This window comes from Acinetobacter sp. ACIN00229 (genome assembly GCF_016106645.1).
Taxonomy (GTDB): Bacteria; Pseudomonadota; Gammaproteobacteria; order Pseudomonadales; family Moraxellaceae; genus Acinetobacter; species Acinetobacter oleivorans.
Map to the genome: position 1 here is coordinate 180853 of NZ_JADWOM010000005.1, position 18305 is coordinate 199157.

General features: G+C 37.8%; 15 protein-coding genes. 10 read left to right on the top strand and 5 right to left on the bottom strand.

Annotation, left to right across the window (positions count from 1 at the left end; all coding sequences use genetic code 11):
* Window positions 1-34: 34 nt before the first annotated feature.
* The 4 genes from I7H67_RS06465 to I7H67_RS06480 all read left to right on the top strand — a co-directional run bounded on the left by I7H67_RS06465 (window position 35) and on the right by I7H67_RS06480 (window position 5082).
* A complete protein-coding gene (locus I7H67_RS06465; protein WP_005300680.1) occupies window positions 35-367 on the top strand; it encodes a DUF485 domain-containing protein in 333 nt (110 codons plus the stop codon).
* A gap of 1 nt (window position 368) precedes the next feature.
* Window positions 369-2084 (top strand): cation acetate symporter, encoded by a 1716-nt coding sequence (locus I7H67_RS06470; RefSeq protein WP_004790007.1) that lies wholly within the window; start codon window positions 369-371, stop codon window positions 2082-2084.
* Between the two features lie 170 nt (window positions 2085-2254).
* Window positions 2255-2947 carry an ion channel gene (locus tag I7H67_RS06475; RefSeq protein WP_198307399.1) on the top strand — a complete coding sequence of 231 codons (693 nt, stop codon included), beginning with the start codon at window positions 2255-2257 and terminating at the stop codon, window positions 2945-2947.
* A gap of 167 nt (window positions 2948-3114) precedes the next feature.
* Complete coding sequence (locus tag I7H67_RS06480) at window positions 3115-5082, top strand: BCCT family transporter (protein ID WP_198307400.1); 1968 nt, start codon at window positions 3115-3117, stop codon at window positions 5080-5082.
* A 60-nt stretch (window positions 5083-5142) separates the two neighbouring features.
* Here I7H67_RS06480 and omp33-36 read toward each other — a convergent pair whose 3' ends face one another.
* Window positions 5143-6042: a porin Omp33-36 gene (gene omp33-36, locus I7H67_RS06485; RefSeq protein ID WP_192834089.1), complete on the bottom strand. Its 900-nt coding sequence runs from the start codon at window positions 6040-6042 to the stop codon at window positions 5143-5145.
* 1004 nt (window positions 6043-7046) lie between these two features.
* Between omp33-36 and I7H67_RS06490 the strand changes: the two genes are divergently transcribed.
* Entirely contained in the window at window positions 7047-8756 is a 1710-nt protein-coding gene (locus tag I7H67_RS06490) for a GGDEF domain-containing protein (protein WP_198307401.1), read from the top strand.
* 87 nt (window positions 8757-8843) lie between these two features.
* Complete coding sequence (locus tag I7H67_RS06495) at window positions 8844-10604, top strand: P-loop NTPase fold protein (RefSeq protein ID WP_198307402.1); 1761 nt, start codon at window positions 8844-8846, stop codon at window positions 10602-10604.
* Window positions 10605-10631: 27 nt separating this feature from the next.
* Here I7H67_RS06495 and uvrA read toward each other — a convergent pair whose 3' ends face one another.
* Complete coding sequence (gene uvrA, locus I7H67_RS06500; protein WP_198307403.1) at window positions 10632-13463, bottom strand: excinuclease ABC subunit UvrA; 2832 nt, start codon at window positions 13461-13463, stop codon at window positions 10632-10634.
* 297 nt (window positions 13464-13760) lie between these two features.
* On the opposite strand from uvrA, the gene I7H67_RS06505 reads away from it, so the two are divergent.
* The 4 genes from I7H67_RS06505 to I7H67_RS06520 all read left to right on the top strand — a co-directional run bounded on the left by I7H67_RS06505 (window position 13761) and on the right by I7H67_RS06520 (window position 16157).
* Complete coding sequence (locus tag I7H67_RS06505; protein ID WP_144732595.1) at window positions 13761-14363, top strand: TetR/AcrR family transcriptional regulator; 603 nt, start codon at window positions 13761-13763, stop codon at window positions 14361-14363.
* A gap of 3 nt (window positions 14364-14366) precedes the next feature.
* Window positions 14367-15344 carry a zinc-binding dehydrogenase gene (locus I7H67_RS06510; protein ID WP_198307404.1) on the top strand — a complete coding sequence of 326 codons (978 nt, stop codon included), beginning with the start codon at window positions 14367-14369 and terminating at the stop codon, window positions 15342-15344.
* A 65-nt stretch (window positions 15345-15409) separates the two neighbouring features.
* Complete coding sequence (locus I7H67_RS06515; protein ID WP_002053763.1) at window positions 15410-15763, top strand: DUF1304 domain-containing protein; 354 nt, start codon at window positions 15410-15412, stop codon at window positions 15761-15763.
* A 52-nt stretch (window positions 15764-15815) separates the two neighbouring features.
* Complete coding sequence (locus tag I7H67_RS06520; RefSeq protein ID WP_004789991.1) at window positions 15816-16157, top strand: GlpM family protein; 342 nt, start codon at window positions 15816-15818, stop codon at window positions 16155-16157.
* A 42-nt stretch (window positions 16158-16199) separates the two neighbouring features.
* On the opposite strand, the gene I7H67_RS06525 is transcribed toward I7H67_RS06520, so the two are convergent.
* From I7H67_RS06525 to tenA, 3 genes are all read right to left on the bottom strand, one after another.
* Window positions 16200-17006: an SDR family NAD(P)-dependent oxidoreductase gene (locus I7H67_RS06525; protein WP_198307405.1), complete on the bottom strand. Its 807-nt coding sequence runs from the start codon at window positions 17004-17006 to the stop codon at window positions 16200-16202.
* Window positions 17007-17109: 103 nt separating this feature from the next.
* Window positions 17110-17481 (bottom strand): MerR family transcriptional regulator, encoded by a 372-nt coding sequence (locus tag I7H67_RS06530; RefSeq protein WP_005300704.1) that lies wholly within the window; start codon window positions 17479-17481, stop codon window positions 17110-17112.
* 65 nt (window positions 17482-17546) lie between these two features.
* The gene (gene tenA / locus I7H67_RS06535) at window positions 17547-18221 is read right to left on the bottom strand and encodes a thiaminase II (protein ID WP_151768131.1); all 675 of its coding nucleotides are present in this window, start codon (window positions 18219-18221) and stop codon (window positions 17547-17549) included.
* Between the last annotated feature and the right edge of the window lie 84 nt (window positions 18222-18305).

The window sequence follows — 18305 nt, forward strand, 5'->3', positions numbered from 1 at the left end:
GGCCAAGGCTGGGCACAGGGCAAGGAGTTTGGTTATGGATCAGAACCAAGTAGAACAGATTCTACGCAATCCAAAGTTTCAAAAGATGGTCAAGAAAAAAAGTACATTAAGTTGGACGCTCACAATCATCATGTTAGTTCTTTATGTGGGTTTTATGCTGCTTGTTGGCTACAACAAAGAATTTTTGATGAGTTCATTTAGCGGTGGTGTAACGACATGGGGAATCCCACTAGGTTTAGGAATTATCGTTTTATCTTTCCTATTGTGTGGTGTGTATTCTTTTATCGCGAATAATACCCTTGACCAGTTGAGTGAAGAAGCGTTGAAGGAAGTTGAAGCCATCACGCATGAGAAAGGACTACACTAATATGAAATGGAATTCATTAAAAGCGAAAGCTTTATTGGCAGCAGCATCGCTATATTCAACAGTGGCTATGGCAAGTCCAGACTTAGGTGAAGCAGAGCAACAAGCCACCAACTGGCATGCCATTATTATGTTTGTCATCTTTGTTGGTTTCACTTTGTTTATTACGAAGTGGGCTGCAAAGCAAACCCAATCAACACAAGATTTCTATACAGCAGGTGGTGGAATCAGCGGTTTCCAGAATGGTCTGGCAATTGCGGGTGACTATATGTCTGCTGCATCTTTCCTTGGTATTTCTGCACTTGTGTTTAGTTCAGGCTTTGATGGCTTACTTTACTCGCTTGGGTTCATGGTAGGTTGGCCAATCGTTTTATTCTTGGTTGCAGAACGTTTGCGTAACTTAGGTAAATATAACCTTTCAGATGTGGTTTCATTCCGTCTTGAAGAGAAACCGGTACGTACTTTAGCAGCAGTCAGTTCACTTGTTGTTGTGGCATTCTATTTGATTGCTCAAATGGTAGGTGCGGGTCAGCTCATCAAATTACTCTTTGGTTTGAACTATAATATCGCTGTAGTCATCGTTGGTTTATTGATGATGGCATACGTAATCTTTGGTGGCATGTTGGCAACAACATGGGTACAAATTATTAAAGCGGTCATGTTACTCAGTGGTGCAACTTTCATGGCATTCATGGTGATGAAAGCGGTTGGTTTTAGCTTCAGCAACATGTTTAGCCAATCAATTGAAGTATTCAGTAAAGTACACGACATCAGTTTGGCCGATGCTTCAAAAATTATGGGGCCGGGTAAACTTGCCGCAAACCCGATTGATGCCTTGTCTCTAGGTTTGGCGTTGATGTTCGGTACTGCAGGTCTTCCACACATCCTGATGCGTTTCTTCACTGTAAAAGATGCGAAAGAAGCGCGTAAATCGGTTGTAGTTGCAACAGGTTTCATTGGTTACTTCTATCTTTTAACTTTCATTATTGGTTTCGGTGCGATCCTTTTCGTATCAAACAATCCGCAATTCCTTGATGTTGCGAAAATGGCAGTAACAGGCAAACTTGAGCTTGTTGGTGGTAACAATATGGCAGCCGTGCATTTAAGTGACGCTTTAGGCGGTGACTTATTCATGGGCTTCATTTCAGCAGTAGCGTTCGCAACGATTCTTGCTGTTGTTGCTGGTTTAACACTTTCAGGTGCATCTGCAATCTCTCATGACTTATACGCTAACGTATTCAAGAAAGGTCAAACGACGCCTGCTTCTGAACTTCGTATGTCAAAAATTGCGACATTGGGCTTAGCAATCTTCGCAATGGTTTTGGGTATCTTGTTTGAGAAGCAAAACGTAGCATTCATGGTTGGTTTAGCGTTCTCTGTAGCTTGTTGTGCAAACTTCCCGATTCTGGTTCTTTCAATGTTCTGGAAAGGCTTAACAACTCGCGGAGCGGTTATTGGTGGTGTTGTTGGTCTTGTAACAGCAGTAGTACTCATTGTTCTTTCTAAAGCAGTTTGGGTAGATACTTTAAAAATCTCTGATACACCAATCAACCCGTTCAATGGTCCAGCATTGTTTGCTATGCCATTGTCATTCCTTTGCTGTTGGTTCTTCTCGGTGACTGACAACTCTGCACGTGCTAAAAAAGAGCGTGCCGCTTTCGATGCTCAATATGTTCGTTCAATGACAGGTATTGGTGCATCTGGTGCATCGGATCACTAAGACGAATATTGTTAGCTCATTCTTAAAAAAGCCCTACGGGGCTTTTTTATACTTATTTTATTTCCAATCTAGAGTTTAGATATTAATAAAGAACAACTTGTTTGCCTGATTTTGTGTACAGTATTATTTGTTAAATCTCAAAAAAGCATAATGAAACAAGGAAAATAATAATGCGATCTATTATTGAGTTTTGGGCAAGTTTTCGCTTACTGCCTTCTGCATGGCTGTTACTGGTTCAGTTTATTTTATTGATTTTAGCCATGCTGACATTTGATAGTTTGCCTTATCGGACTTTAACCTGGTCATTAGGTGTCCTTGCTTTATTATTGATTGCTAAAGTTATTCGCCAGACCCCGATGTTTACTTTTTTGGGCTTAACATTTGTAAGCGGTGCAATTCTGTCATCAGTACTGATTGTGTTGGGATATAGCAATTTATATATTCAACTATTTGCCCATAGCTGTGAAGCTTTGGCCTATTTTTCGGCGGCTTATGGTTTATTTCGTTATATGTTCGCTGACCGATATTTAACAAGAGATGAACTATTTGCGGCGGCAGCAGTCTTTACACTGATTGCGTGGGGTTTTGCATTTTTATATAACATTTGCCAGCTTATTTTCCCTTATAGCTTTCAAAATCCAAATAACCCCCATGCTTTCCAAACTTGGCTGGATTTACTCTTTTTAAGCTTTAGCTTGCAGTCGGCTACAGGCTTATCCGACCTCATGCCAATCACTCCACCAGCGCGCGTTTTATCCATGCTGCAAATGTTCTGTGGAGTCATGTATTTAGCTTTAATCGTCACCCGTCTAATTGCTTTACAATATATTACCCACCTCCCTAAAAAAAATTCAGATAAATAATGGAGGAGGTGTTTTAATTTATTTACACCTTTGTAACTGCAATATTCTTTAAGTTTATTTAGAGTGTTATCGGCTTTCTCTATTGAAAGCCCTAGCTTTGTTCATTCTATGAATATCTTATTGGCATTTAAGCCTGTCACTCGTCATTAAAATAACATGGAGGATTTATGCCTTCCAAACAGTCCGGTTGGTTCGCAAACGTTAATCCTAACGTATTTTTGGGCACGGTCATTATTATTGCTTTGTTTTTAGCAGTGGTTGTGATCGCCCCGAGTTCTTTTGAGCTTCTAACACAGCAATTAAAACAGTGGATCACTGATTCATTTAGTTGGTTCTATGTTTTATCTGTTGCTTTCTTTCTCATCTTATTGATTTACATTGCCTGCTCCTCGATTGGACGCATTAAATTAGGACCAGATCATAGTCAGCCTGATTATAACAATGGGTCTTGGTTCGCCATGCTGTTTACAGCAGGGATGGGGATTGGGCTGATGTTCTTCGGCGTTGCCGAACCTGTCATGCACTATGTTAATCCACCAAGTGGTGAGGCTCAAACTATTGATGCAGCACAGCAAGCATTAAGAGTTACCTTTTTCCATTGGGGACTACATGCTTGGGCAATCTACGCTGTAGTTGGGTTAGCTTTGGCTTACTTTGCCTATCGGCATAATTTACCTTTAAAGACCCGTTCAGCACTCTATCCACTTATTGGTAAGAGAATTTATGGGCCATGGGGCGATAGCATTGATATATTCGCGACCATTGGTACTGTATTTGGTGTAGCGACCTCTCTTGGCTTTGGGGTAACCCAGATCAATTCTGGTTTGCATTATTTATTTGGAGTAGAGCAAAGCACCAATATTCAAGTCTTACTCATTATTTTCGTGAGTATGTTAGCTTCCTTATCTGTGTTTCTAGGTCTTGATAAGGGTGTAAAACGTTTGTCGGAGTTAAACTTAGTTTTAGCTTTAATATTATTGATATTTGTTTTCATTGCTGGTCCAAGTATTTATTTACTTCAAACGACAATTCAAAACACTGGGCAATATATCTCTAACCTATTTACCATGACATTCAACTTATATGCCTATCAGCCGAATGGCTGGATTGGTGGTTGGACAATTTTGTACTGGGCTTGGTGGATTTCTTGGTCGCCATTTGTGGGAATGTTTATTGCCAGAGTTTCTCGTGGTCGTACCATTCGAGAATTTATTGTTGGGGTTTTACTCATTCCAACAGGCTTTACCATTATCTGGATGGGTTTCTTAGGAAATGCCGCCTTATTTAGTATTATTCATGAACATCAAACAACATTAATTCAGGCTGTTCAGCAAGATTCCTCAGTTGCATTATTTGAATTCTTAGGTCACTTACCGTGGTCTGGAGTGATGAATGTCTTGGCAACTATTCTGGTAGTTTTATTTTTTGTGACATCCGCTGATTCAGGGGCATTAGTCACTGACTATTTAACTGCTAAATCTGAAAATTCACCAACTTGGCAGCGTCTGTTCTGGACGGTACTCATGGCTGTGCTCGCAATTATTTTATTGCTAGTCGGTGGTTTGGCTGCACTTCAGGCTTCCATCATTATGAGTGCGTTACCTTTTACTGTCGTCATGCTCTTAATGAGTTGGGGATTAATAAAGGCCTTACATCTTGATGTCACAAAAATGACAGCCATTCAGGAAGCACGCATTACACCACGTGCAATTCATAATCCAAGGAGTTGGCAACAGCGTCTAGGGTTAATCATGCACTATCCTCATAATGAAGAAGAAGTGCGTGAATATATTGAGAAGCAAGTGGCTGGTGCATTTGAAAATATTCAACATGAATTTAGACGCCGTCATCTTGAGGTTTCAATTAGCCAACTTGAAGATGGTATGCAGCTTCGGGTGGACCATCACAATGAAATTAATTTTATTTATAAAGTTGTTCCACGTGAAACAGTACCGCCAAGTTTTTTAATTGGGCGTACTGAAGCCGAAGATGGACAATATTTCCAAGCAGAAGTTTTCTTAAGAGAGGGTGGTCAGAACTATGATGTAATGGATTGGACGCAAGAAGATTTAATTCAAGACATTATTGATCAATATGAACGTCATCTGTATTTCTTAAATATTGTGCGAAGCTAATATTTAAGTATAAAAAAAGGACTCAATTGAGTCCTTTTTTAATTCGATTTCTAAATTAAATTAGAAACGGAATTTAGCATTTAAGCCGATAGTTTGTGTATCGTAGCTAGACTTTTTAACGTCAGCTTTCATGTACGATGCACCAACTGCTACAGCTGGAGTAATGAAGTAGTTTACGTTACCACCCCAAGCTTGACGGAATTCACCAAGGTCATTACCTTTGATGTCAGCTGAACCATCGTTACCAACGAAAGATGCGCCAACGCTTAACTTAGGAGTTAAGTAAAGGTCAGTTTTCAAACCGTATTGGTTTTCTTGACCGAAAGCACCAGCAGCTTCAAAACCAATTGCCATGTTAGTTCCATCGATTGGACCTACATATTTAGCACGTGCTGTAACAGCATCTTGGTCGTCTTGAATCGCAGCAGTTTGGTTAGCAGCAGTATAGATACCGTTGCTGATGATGCCAAAGTTGTCTAAAGCGAATTGGTTAGCAACACTTGTATAACCAACAGTCATCAAGAAGTTAGGTAACAACATAGCACCAACTTCTAATGCATAACGGTCACCGTTGTCATCTTTAGAGTTGTTGTTTTTACCATCAACATCAGTGTGGTTGTAAGTTGCGCTAGCATATACAGGAAGGTAAGGAGTAGGAACATAAGCCTCACCTTTAACACCGTAAGTACCAACGTGGTAGTTTACGTTGCCTTGGTCATACTGTTGGTAGCTGTAACCTACAGATACGTTAGAAGCTTGGTTCAAGAAAGCTGCTTCAGCTAAAGGACCTTTAGTGGTATCAACATTTTTTAAATAGTATGTACCAGCAACGTCACCAGTGAAGTTTTTATCGTTTGCAGTTGTGTCAACATATTCAGATTGACCTTGAACTTCAAATTGATAAGCATGAGCACCGGTCATGGCTAATAGTACAGCAGTGGCTAAACCAAGTTTTTTCATAATCATTTCCAGCAATAACAAGAGATAAAGCTGGGGTCATTGTATTGTAACAATTTATGAAGTCAATAATGAAAAAAAGGAATGTTAAAGATATTTGACACTTATGTTAAAATTGGTGAAAAACTGATCAAATGAAAAATAAATTGTCAACCTGATAAAAAAATGAACATTTACAAGAGGCTAATAATTATATTTCATAATGAATTTAGAAATAAATGTTTAAAAGTTATTACATTTATGATTGGAAAAAATGATTAATATGATCGGTTTTAACATTAAGTAAATTGTAGAGTTGCTTACATGTTGAGTAAAAATTCACCAATTTATTATCGTATTCATACTATTTTGAGGAGTAGTTAACAATATTTAGATTAGTTTAACTAAAAAATTTAACTATTTTTAATTATTATATAAGTGAATAAAATAAAAGAAATCTCTATTTTAAGTTGAAAAATCGATTAAATTTTGAATTCTGATTAATTTAATCGACTTTACAAAAGTAGAGATAAGTCACATAATTCAATCGCAAAGTTCACTGCCTAACGTTTTTAGGATTTAAAGTGCTTTCCCAGATACGATGTGTGTATCACATCAGATTTTACGAGCTCAGCTTTCCCCAAGGTTGAGCTTTTTTTTATCTATAAGAAAATCTTAAAATTATAAGAAAATTTATATGAACTTTATTGGAAAATAATAGAACAAAAAGAACCCAGCTTAAAGCTGGGCAGTGGATGCTGGGAGAAGCGCATCCAAGAGGATAACTAGATATGTTTATTATCATTGCTAAAAATTTTTAATCTGTAAAATAGAGTTTTTTTATAAAAATCATTTAATTTTTCGATACTATTTATTTAAGCTTACTAAAATCTAGAAGCCGTATAATTATTAAAAGAGAAATGAAGGTTTTATTGATGAAATTCTAGTTATTAAAATGCTAGGATGGATTTAAGCCTAATTTATATCGTATTAAAAATGGCAGGACATTTACGGAGTACCAGCTAGAAATGTCAGGATTACGTTCAGAGCATATTAGTAATCGACTGTTCTTTTTTATGCTGGTTATTATTTTGTCCTTATTATTCATGGCTGTACCGCTTATTGTGGGAAGCTATCAGGATTATATAAAAACTAGACAAGCCTTAGCCGAAATAAAAAGTTTAAGAGCAGTAGCAGATATTGCCTATAAAATTTCTAAGGAGCGTGCTCCTGCCAATAAGATGATGTCGAGCAGTCCTAGTGATTTATTAAAGAATCAGCAAGAATTAAAAAAGTTTCGTTTAATTGTTGATGCGCAAATTGATACAAGCATTCTTATCTTAAAACAAGCAGGCTATGTTTCATTAGCAAATGAGCTGCAAACCAATTTCAAAGAAAATCTTAGACAAGCTCGACGTGTCGTTGATTATTACGGTGAAACTCCTTATAGAGCCAGAACTTCCGTTCAAATGGATAATGCTATTTTAGGAATGTTTGGAGTCTGGGATCATTGCAGGGAAATACTGCAAAAACTGATGTTGCAGCTAAAAAGTAAAGATAGCCGTATTTCTAATTACTTTACGCTCATTATAGTTCTAACCGATATGCGCGATCAGGCGGGACGGATGGCGTCTAATATTATTGCTCCTGTGAGCTTTAATGAAGAAATTCCAAGTAATAATCGCGCACGTTCTCTGCAAACTCAGCATCAATCTAGATATTTATGGATTTTGGTCGATACCTTGCAGCCTGAACAGGCAAAGACTCCTGAATACCGTCGGTTATATGCTCGAGTGAAATCAGAATTTATAGATAAGGGTATTCCGATTGTACAAAACCTATTAGATGAAAGCCAAAAAGGGGAGCCATATGATTTAAATGGCACCCAATTGACAGAAGCAATAGTAGGTAAATTTACTACAGTGGTTGATTTACAAAGTTATATTCTTGATGAAAGTGTAGCAATTGCAACTCAAGAAAATATAAGTGCCCGAAAAGGTTTTCTTTTAACTTTATTAATATCTTTAATTTCTTTAGCTACGGCTTTACTTACGCTTAATTATGCACAAAGAAGGGTTTTTTCTCCTTTAATAAAAGCAAGGACTTTAATTTTAGATTTATCGCGTAGTTCTAATCATTGGACAGATGAGATGAATATGACAACAAAAGGTGAATTTCTTTCCCTGTTTGAAGCGATTGATCGATTACAGCGTATGTTGCAGCAACGCGATGCTTTTGAATTTCAATTAAAGAATATTGCCAATACAGACCCATTAACTGGTGTGTCCAACCGTCTAGCTTTATCTGAATATTTAAAAATTGTTGAAAGTTACCCTCAAAAATTTACGCAAACCTGTTTAATGATTATAGATATTGATCGTTTTAAACAGGTGAATGACCAATATGGGCATATTGTGGGTGACCATGTCATTGTCAGTATTGCCGAGCAATTAAAGCAAAATATTCGAAGTTCGGATTTAATCGTTCGTTATGGCGGCGATGAGTTTTTAATATTATTAGAACAGGTGCAATTTGTAGATGCTCGTCTTTTAGCAGAGAAAATTCGGATTGCGATTTCTTTAGAAGAGATCTGTTTATCTGGTTCAGATGAAAAATTGCATGTGTCTGTCAGTATTGGTTTTGCCATAGGCGCAGCAAGTTGGATCGAGCTTTTAGAGAAAGCTGACCGTTCGCTATTAAGAGCTAAGGCCCGAGGTCGGAATGCAGTTGAGGGGTGACTTCTAAAATTTTATCCAGTTAGCTTTTGAAAATTAAAATTATCTGTGTTTTCATTAAGTATAGGCTAGCTTGAAATATACTGAATTATGAATACATTACAAAAAGAACAAAGGCTAAAAGAATTATTAGAAAATAATATAAAAAATGAAGAAAATGGTACGGCCATTGCGATTACTGGGGCTTGGGGTATCGGTAAAACTTTCTTCTGGAACAATTTTTATAAAAATTCCACTTATAAAGAGATAAAAGATAAACAAAATTTTTATTATGAAGCTAGTAGAGTTAATTATGAAAGTGTTTTTGAATGTCGAAAATATGCTTATATTTCTCTTTTTGGTATAGAAAATTTAAGTGACTTAAAAAATACTATTTGTACGAAGTTAACTCTTAATCCACATGCTAAATCGGACATTGATAGATTTGAATTTATCCAACTTTTAAAGAATACATTAGCTCAGTTTAGGGATGTGAAAGTATCAAGTTATGGTGTGAGTACATCAGCAAGAGTTTTAGAGTCGTTACTTTTCTTACAAGTTAAAAACTCAATTATTTGTTTTGATGATTTTGAGAGGATGTCTAAGAGTTTAGATATCAAAGATGTTATGGGGTTGGCAAACTATCTAAAATTAGAAAAAAATTGTCAAATTATTTTAATTTTGGATGAAGAGAAATCAGAGGGCGAAAATAGGGATAAATATAGTAGCTATAAAGAAAAGTTAGTTGATGAAACGATAATATTAACTTCTGTTGAACCTTTGATTCGGGAAAATACTAAAGGTATCGATGAGCAATTAGTGAATTTGATGATAGATTTTGCTGAAAAATTAGAAATTCATAATTTTCGGTTTTTCCAGAAAGTAATTAAATTATTTAGATATTTTCTTAGTGAGTTCTCAAAAGAAGTTGCTTATTCAACAAAAGAAATTATTCTAACTCGAATTCTGCAAGGCTACTTAATTCATGATTTTGCAAACTTTGAATATGGCTGGGCTGATTGTAGATATTATTCTGATAATGTGAGAAAAGACTGGAGTAAGATAAAACAAACGAAATATGATGCATTAAAAAAAATTAGTTACGGTTTTGTACAGGATGATTTATGGTTCTTTGAATTTAAAAAATGGTTTGAGCAAATAGATAAGGTTGATTTCCCGAAACTTAAGGAATTAGCAGTTTCTGATTTAATTTCAGAAGAGCAAAATCAATATAGATTGCATATTAATCGATTAATGAAACAATGGAGAGATCTTGAAGTTGGTAATAATTTTTGCCATGAATTACATTATTATGCCATCAAAAGAATTGGTAGTGAAAATTTAGAAAATATAGATTTTTATAAAACTTTATTAATTAATTTTAATCGAAAAGATTTAGCCACTGATTTGAAAAAGAAAGTGAAAGCGTGGATAGATATAAGTATACAAACCAAGGGAAGATTATTTACAGATGATATTTTTGGTTTTGGATATAAAAAGCAGAACCTATTTCATCGTTACATAAAGATATCTATTCTAAAGAATCCTTTTGTAGGGTTGCCTAAACTCATTGATTTAGTTGAACAATATCTTGTTCATAACGCCTATAATACTAATACTTCTCCTTTGGTTTTAGAGCGAACGACTAAAGAGGATTGGGAGAAATTATTATTTGAAGATATTAAAAATGATATACGCTTTGCAGATATTAGTAGGTTAGAGATCATTAGAAAAATGATAAGGCAGTCAATTAAGCCTGATTTAAATCCCAAAATAAGACAGGAACTTTTAGAGATACTTCAAGAGAAGGGGAGAGAATCGGAATTAATAAAACTGAATGTGGATTATATAATTTCAAGATTAGACAATTAAAAAGGGCTCTTAACGAGCCCTATGAAATCACTTCAACATCGGTTTTAAGAAGCGCCCAGTGTGGGAAATCTCAACCTCAGCCACTTGTTCAGGTGTACCTTGGGCAATAATCATACCACCGCCTGAACCACCTTCAGGACCTAAGTCGACAACCCAGTCCGCTGTTTTAATCACATCAAGGTTATGTTCAATCACCACAATGGTATTACCTTTGTTGCGTAGCTCATGCAAAATGTCGAGTAACTTAGCAATATCATGGAAATGTAGACCTGTTGTTGGTTCATCCAAGATATATAAAGTTTTACCCGTATCTCGTTTTGCTAACTCACGCGCTAGTTTTACACGTTGTGCTTCACCACCAGATAAGGTCGTAGCAGCTTGACCTAAACGAATATAGCCTAAGCCCACCTGAGTTAAGGTTTCTAAGCGGCGGTGGATGACTGGAATTGCACTAAAGAATTCAGCAGCATCTTCAACCGTCATTTCTAAAACATCAGAAATGTTTTTGCCTTTATAGCCCACTTCAAGCGTTTCACGGTTATAACGTTTGCCATGACATGCATCGCAAGGCACATACATATCTGGTAAGAAGTGCATTGCGACCTTAATCATGCCGTCACCTTCACAGGCTTCACAGCGTCCGCCTTTCACGTTAAACGAGAAACGGCCTGCACTATAACCACGGGCTTTTGCCTCTGGTGTTTGAGCAAATAATTCACGGATTGGCGTAAATAACCCTGTGTACGTTGCTGGGTTAGAACGTGGTGTACGTCCAATTGGACTTTGGTCAATATCAACGACTTTATCTAGATGTTGAAGACCATCAATTGAATCAAACTTTTCAGCTGTTAATGTGGTTGCACCGTTGAGCTGTGTTGCAGCTAATGGAAGTAACGTACGGTTAATCAGGGTCGATTTACCCGAACCTGAAACACCAGTCACACAAGTCATAATGCCGAGCGGAATTTTTAAATCGACATTTTTAAGGTTATGACCACTTGCACCAGAAAGTTTAATGAACTCATCTGGACGTGGTGATTGAGTCCGTTGTTTTGGTATTTCAATTTTGAGTTTGCCAGAAAGGTATTGACCTGTGAGTGAATCAGCATGGTTAGCCAATTCATCATAAGTTCCTTCGGCAATAATCACGCCACCATGGATCCCAGCTCCCGGACCGATATCAATAATATGGTCGGCTGCACGAATTGCATCTTCATCGTGTTCAACGACTAATACTGTATTACCTAAATCACGTAAGCGAATCAGCGTTTGTAATAGACGATCATTATCACGTTGATGCAGGCCAATAGATGGTTCATCAAGGACATACATGACGCCCATCAAGCCTGCACCAATTTGTGAGGCTAAACGGATACGCTGTGCTTCACCACCCGATAACGTTTCGGCAGAACGAGCTAAACTTAAATAGTTCAGACCAACACTCACCAAGAAATGTAAACGCTCTCGAATCTCTTTAAAGATTTTATCGGCGATTTCACCTTTAGCACCTTCAAGATTTAAATCTTGATAATAACTTTCAGCATCACCAATCGACATGCGAGTAATGTCGGCAATCGTTTTATCTTTAACGCGAACATGACGTGAAATTTCATTTAAACGTGAGCCATCACATGCATCACACGCTGCATTAGAAAGGTATTGAGCTAAATCATCTCGTACATAGTTACTTTCAGTTTCACGGTAACGACGTTCAAGGTGCGGTAAAATCCCTTCAAATGGTTGTACGCGAGTATGTTTACGGCCACGCTCATCGATATAGCTTAAATCAACTTTTTCTTTGCCAGTACCTTGTAAGAATTTCTTTTGAGTGTCTTTATCTAGCTTGTTCCAAGGCGTATCAAGTTGAAAACCAAAATGGTCGGCAACTTTTTGTAGCATCGAATAGTAATATGGACGTTGACGATCCCAACCACGAATAGCACCTTCACTAATTGCAAGATCCGGATTTGGAATGAGCTTTTCAGAGCTAAAGTGGCTACGTGTACCTAAGCCATCACAAACAGGGCAGGCACCGAACGGGTTGTTAAATGAAAACAAACGTGGCTCAAGTTCTGCGACTGCACGATCACACTCAGGGCATGAATGCTTCGCAGAAAAAACGCGATCAGGATGTTCGCCATTCATCCATGACAAAACGGCAATATCGCCACCTAAACGCAGTGCAGTTTCAAATGATTCTGCAATACGGTTACCTAAGTCTTCACGCACTTTAAAGCGGTCAACGACAACTTCGATGGTATGCTTTTTCTTTTTGTCGAGTTCAGGTGGTGTATCAATATCAATGATTTCACCATCAACACGGGCACGGACAAAACCTTGGCCTTGTAGTTGCTCGAACAGGTTACTGTATTCACCTTTACGCTCACGAACGACAGGTGCAAGCAACATGAGTGCTGTGCCTTCTTCAAGTGTTTTTACCGCATCGACCATTTCAGAAATAGTTTGCGCAACCATCGGCAAGTCATGTTCAGGGCAGTAAGGTGTACCGACACGAGCATAAAGTAAACGCAAATAGTCATAAATTTCGGTAATTGTACCAACCGTTGAACGAGGGTTATGACTGGTAGACTTTTGCTCAATGGCAATCGCTGGAGATAAACCTTCGATTGAGTCGACTTCAGGCTTTTCCATTTGCGATAAAAACTGGCGAGCATAGGCCGAAAGCGATTCGACGTAACGGCGTTGTCCTTCGGCGTACAGGGTATCGAAGGCAAGAGAAGATTTTCCTGAACCTGATAACCCCGTAATTACCACAAACTTATCGCGTGGAATATCGAGAGACACATTTTTTAAATTATGGGTACGTGCGCCTCGAATACGGATATGACTTTGGCTCATAAAACATCTCAATTATGTATTAATGAAAATTTAGGTGTTGTTTTGATTAGCACAGGGAGATGTGGCTATTTATAAACAACAGACCCTATATATGATAACGATTTAAAATTGTTCAAGTGGTACAAAATGATTTAAAGCGACAAATTGTGACGGTTAAACGACAATCGACAAAATTTGTTTAAATAAGCAGGTTGTATTTTTAACATTCCTTTCTTTTGATTTCTACTTCTTAGCAAATTTTATTGAGCAACATAATTTTACTAGACGACTGGTCTAATAGTGGAGTATGGTGTCTGCATGAAACGATTAAATAAAAGTGAAACCACGCGACAACATATTTTGGATACAAGCTTTGAGCTGGTATTACACAAAGGATTTGTCGGTGTTGGTTTGCAAGAAATTTTAAAGACTTGTGACGTACCCAAAGGTTCGTTCTATCACTATTTTGCTTCGAAAGAGGCGTTTGGTTGTGCCTTACTAGAGCAATACATGGCCAATTATAAAGTTCGTATGGAACAACTTTGGCAGCACAGTGAACAAAGTGCCCATGCCCGTTTAATGGCGTTGTGGCAGGCGTGGATTGATGATCCCATATATGGCAGCTGGGCTGAAAACTGCTTGATTGTGAAATTGGCGGCAGAGGTTTCTGACTTGTCAGAAGATATGCGCCAAATTCTCAATGACGGTGTGTACAAATTAACGCAGCGTCTAGCTTTGCTACTCAAAGAAGGGCAACAGGAAGGGTCAATTCCAAAACATATTGATCCTTTGAAAACTGCGCAAGTCATGTATCAGTTATGGTTGGGTGCCGCTTTGCTCACAAAATTGTCGCAAGACAAAGCACATCTACATCTAGCTTTAGAAACGACCCAACAACTCTTAAAACCGATAGAGGAATAAAGAATGCGAAGTATTATCCATGGTAATTTTGGCGAACCTGTAGACGTTTTAGAGCAGGCGGATATGCCAAAGCCAGAACCAAAAGCAGGCGAAGTGCGTATTAAAACCATCATGTCTCCAATTCATAATCATGATGTATGGACAGTACGGGGAAGCTATGGCTACAAGCCAACTTTACCTGCGATTGGTGGTAGTGAAGCCGTTGGTATTGTAGATGCGTTGGGCGAAGGCGTTACTCATGTACAGGTAGGGCAACGTATCGCAGTTGCATCTGTGCATGGCAGTTGGGCTGAATACTTTATTGCACCGGCTCAAGGGCTTATTCCACTCAATAATGAAATTGATGATGAAACTGCAGCACAGCTGATTGGTATGCCAATTAGTGCCCTGATGCTTTTAGATTTTGTTAACGTTCAACCGGGTCAATGGCTCATTCAAAACACGGCAAATGGTGCAGTCGGTAAAACAGTTGCGATGATTGCACAGGCACGTGGCTTACCTGTAATTAATTTAGTTCGTCGTACTGATGCAATTGCTGAAATGCAAGCATTAGGTATTCAACATGTTGTCGCGACTGATCAGCTAAACTGGAAAGAGCAAGTTAAACAGATTCACGGTGATCAACCGCTGATTGCTGGTGTGGACTCAATTGGTGGCAGAGCAAGTGGTGAAATGCTGAATTTACTCAGTGAAAATAGTCTATTGGTTTCGTTTGGCAGTATGACTGGTGAAACCATGCAAATTTCATCGGGTGATTTGATTTTTAAACAAGCAACAGTAAAAGGTTTCTGGGCGAGTGTAGTCAACAAAGAAATGCCAGCAGCTCGTAAAAAGGAACTGATTGTTGAGTTATTAACGTTAGCAACTCAGAAAAAATTAATCCTACCTGTAGAAGGTGTATTTAGTTTTGATGAGATTAAAACAGCTGCCCAAAGAGCAACACAAGGTGCTCGCCAAGGCAAGGTGCTGTTAAAACCGTAACACACTAAAAGATCAGTCGAGAGACTGATCTTTTTTCATATCTTTAAAATAAAAAGGAAAACTATATGATCGGACAAATATTCATTGCGCTTATTGCCATATTACATGTCTATATTTTAGTGTTAGAGATGTTTTTGTGGGACAAGCCCTATGGCATGAAAGCCTTTGGAAATAATGCAGAGAAAGCAAAACTCACCAAAGTTATGGCACAGAACCAAGGGCTTTATAATGGTTTTTTAGCGGCGGGTTTGTTTTGGTCTTTATTGGCTGATGCACCGTTTGCGACATCAATCGCTAATTTCTTTTTAGGCTGTGTACTCATTGCAGGTATCTATGGTGGTCTGACTGCCAGTAAAAAGATTATTTATATTCAGGCAGTTCCAGCATTGATTGCTTTAGTCGCTGTTAATTTTCTTTAAAAAGCGCAAAATACAGCGTTTTGAAATGGAAATGATCAGGTAGGATCAGTGTATGTGGGCGTTATTTTTAAAATGTATGTTGGGGGCTGGGGTTGTCCTCATTATTTCGATTTTATCGAAAAGTAAGGCATTTTATATTGCAGGTTTAGTTCCGCTTTTTCCTACCTTTGCTTTAATTGCTCATGTGATTGTCTATCAGCAAAAAGGAGCTGAAGCATTACAGAAAACGGCTCTGTTTGGCCTATGGTCACTTATTCCCTATGCCATTTATTTAGTTGCTGTTTATGTGCTAGCAACACGGATGTCGATGTGGTCTTGTCTAGGATTGGCAACTCTATGTTGGGTCGTGGCTGCGGCAGGTTTAATTTATGGCTGGCAGCTGTTTCAACATTAAAAGATTAAGAGAAATCCCTTAATCTTTTAAATTGAACTATTTTTATGAATGCTCAACAACACGGGTTTTGAGCATACCTTCAACTAAATTAATCATCTTTTGGCGAGGAAGAATTCGAGGTAATTGAGACGTCAAATAGTTGCTACATCCCACCACAACTGTTGCTTTATTCTTATCTAATGCTTTAACGGTTGCCAACACAACGTCCTCAACTGTAGAGCTTTTCATACCACTCGTATCGGCATTTGCGACCTGAGTAAAATTGGTTTCGGTATTGCCCGGACAAACTGCCAGAAATTTAACTCCCGAAGATGCATATTCCCCCGCAAGCGCTTCAGTAAACTGTAATACATAAGACTTACTAGCACCATAAACAGCAATGTAGGGTAACGGCTGGAACGCGCCTGTCGATGAAATATTAATCATGATGCCTTTTTTGTTCGCAAGCATATGGGGCAAAAATAAATAACATAAAGACGTTACGCTGCTGATATTAAGCGTGATCATTTCTTGATAGGTAGATACAGATTGATCTAAAAATTTAGTCCATTTTCCAAATCCTGCGTTGTTAATTAAAATATCTACCGTTAATTTTCTAGCTTGTACTTCATCAAATAAGCTTTGAGCTGAATTGGGTTGAGCTAAATCTAAAACGATCACCTCAACATTCACGTTATATTTTTTTCTGAGTTCATCGGCTAAATCATTTAGTTTCTGTTCAGAGCGTGCTGTTAAAATTAAATGAATTCCTAAAGATGCAAATTCTTGAGCATAGGCTTTGCCTATTCCTGAAGATGCGCCTGTAATTAATGCTGTTGAATTTTTAAATATTGAAAGATGAGCACTCATTTTATTGGTCCGTAATAAAAGAAGTCATTACGATAAACCTTGTCCCTAAGGGCAGAGTCAAGCACTCATTTTGAAAGCTATTTGCAGATTTTAACCAGCTGTTTTAGGCAGAAATCTTATTGGTAATATAAGTCTGAATAATCTCATCTTCCAGTTCTTTTAAATCTTCTTGTAAACGGTTTAACGCTTTTTTTTGCTCAATAATTTGTTGGTTCTTTTTTTGAATAAGCTGCTGTGCAATTTCTACAGGAAAGCGATTATTTTTATATTTTAAAGCGGACAAGTCATAAAGCTCGGCAAGGCTAAATCCAACAGCTTGTGCAAGGCGGATCATCTTAACGGATTTAACATCAATCTCTTCATAAATACGATAATTGCCTCTTCTTTTTGCGACTGGTAGTAAGCCTAATTTCTCATAATGCCGAATGGCTTTAGGAGTGGCTCCAGTTAAAGATGCTAATTCGCCGATATACATATTTATCTCGCATTTTATTAAAAATGGTCAGCGTCTTGAACGATCTGACCGATTCTTTTGAAGTTTTAAATATGGTCTAAACCTAGCCATTGTCTTTGGTGGTAGGCGCTATCCCAAAATAACCACTCAAGTTTTGCACCCATGGTGTACGCGGCATGCATTTTTTCTAAAGTGTCTGCATCACAACGTGCGGCAACTTTATCTACTGTCGCAATCACATTACGAACGGCTATATGGAACTCTTCACCTGCATAGGTATCAATCCATGCTTGATAAGGGTTATTAGGAATTGATTTATCTACAATATCTTTACCGACTTCGGCATAAATCCAGAAGCAAGGTAACAGTGCAGCGAGTACGACAGGGTAGCTTTCAGACCAAGCAGTTGCTGTTAAAAATGAAGTGTAATGATGGCCTGCTAAGGTCAAAGGCGTATTTTTAAATTCTTCTTTGGTTACCCCAAAGTTTTTCATAAAGTCATCATGCAAACTACGTTCAACTACAATTGCAATTTTAGCAGCATCTGAAAATTGCATAATATCGTCAGCCTCGAACGCTTTTGCTGCCGCAATAGCCAGTACGCGACCATAGGCCACTAAATATTGGGCATCTTGAATGACATAATGACAAAAAGCTTCTTTATCTAAAGTACCGTTAGCAAGTTCCTGATTAAAAGGCAGGTCGAGAATTTTTTGATATAAATTTAAATTACGTTGCCAAAGTTCTTGAGAAAAAAGCATAAAATCATTCCATTTAAAATAAGACAGCTGAACCGGATTTTAAATCAATTTTAAAATACAAAAATAATAATGATAGATATATCG

Excerpts from the sequence above, each read along its gene's own strand:
- I7H67_RS06520 (WP_004789991.1), top strand. The coding sequence starts at position 15,816 with ATGTGGGCGTTATTTTTAAAATGTATGTTGGGGGCTGGGGTTGTCCTC.
- I7H67_RS06490 (WP_198307401.1), top strand. The coding sequence starts at position 7,047 with ATGTCAGGATTACGTTCAGAGCATATTAGTAATCGACTGTTCTTTTTT.
- I7H67_RS06510 (WP_198307404.1), top strand. The coding sequence starts at position 14,367 with ATGCGAAGTATTATCCATGGTAATTTTGGCGAACCTGTAGACGTTTTA.
- I7H67_RS06475 (WP_198307399.1), top strand. The coding sequence starts at position 2,255 with ATGCGATCTATTATTGAGTTTTGGGCAAGTTTTCGCTTACTGCCTTCT.
- I7H67_RS06530 (WP_005300704.1), bottom strand. The coding sequence starts at position 17,481 with ATGTATATCGGCGAATTAGCATCTTTAACTGGAGCCACTCCTAAAGCC.
- I7H67_RS06470 (WP_004790007.1), top strand. The coding sequence starts at position 369 with ATGAAATGGAATTCATTAAAAGCGAAAGCTTTATTGGCAGCAGCATCG.
- I7H67_RS06465 (WP_005300680.1), top strand. The coding sequence starts at position 35 with ATGGATCAGAACCAAGTAGAACAGATTCTACGCAATCCAAAGTTTCAA.
- I7H67_RS06505 (WP_144732595.1), top strand. The coding sequence starts at position 13,761 with ATGAAACGATTAAATAAAAGTGAAACCACGCGACAACATATTTTGGAT.
- tenA (WP_151768131.1), bottom strand. The coding sequence starts at position 18,221 with ATGCTTTTTTCTCAAGAACTTTGGCAACGTAATTTAAATTTATATCAA.
- omp33-36 (WP_192834089.1), bottom strand. The coding sequence starts at position 6,042 with ATGAAAAAACTTGGTTTAGCCACTGCTGTACTATTAGCCATGACCGGT.
- uvrA (WP_198307403.1), bottom strand. The coding sequence starts at position 13,463 with ATGAGCCAAAGTCATATCCGTATTCGAGGCGCACGTACCCATAATTTA.
- I7H67_RS06525 (WP_198307405.1), bottom strand. The coding sequence starts at position 17,006 with ATGAGTGCTCATCTTTCAATATTTAAAAATTCAACAGCATTAATTACA.
- I7H67_RS06515 (WP_002053763.1), top strand. The coding sequence starts at position 15,410 with ATGATCGGACAAATATTCATTGCGCTTATTGCCATATTACATGTCTAT.
- I7H67_RS06480 (WP_198307400.1), top strand. The coding sequence starts at position 3,115 with ATGCCTTCCAAACAGTCCGGTTGGTTCGCAAACGTTAATCCTAACGTA.
- I7H67_RS06495 (WP_198307402.1), top strand. The coding sequence starts at position 8,844 with ATGAATACATTACAAAAAGAACAAAGGCTAAAAGAATTATTAGAAAAT.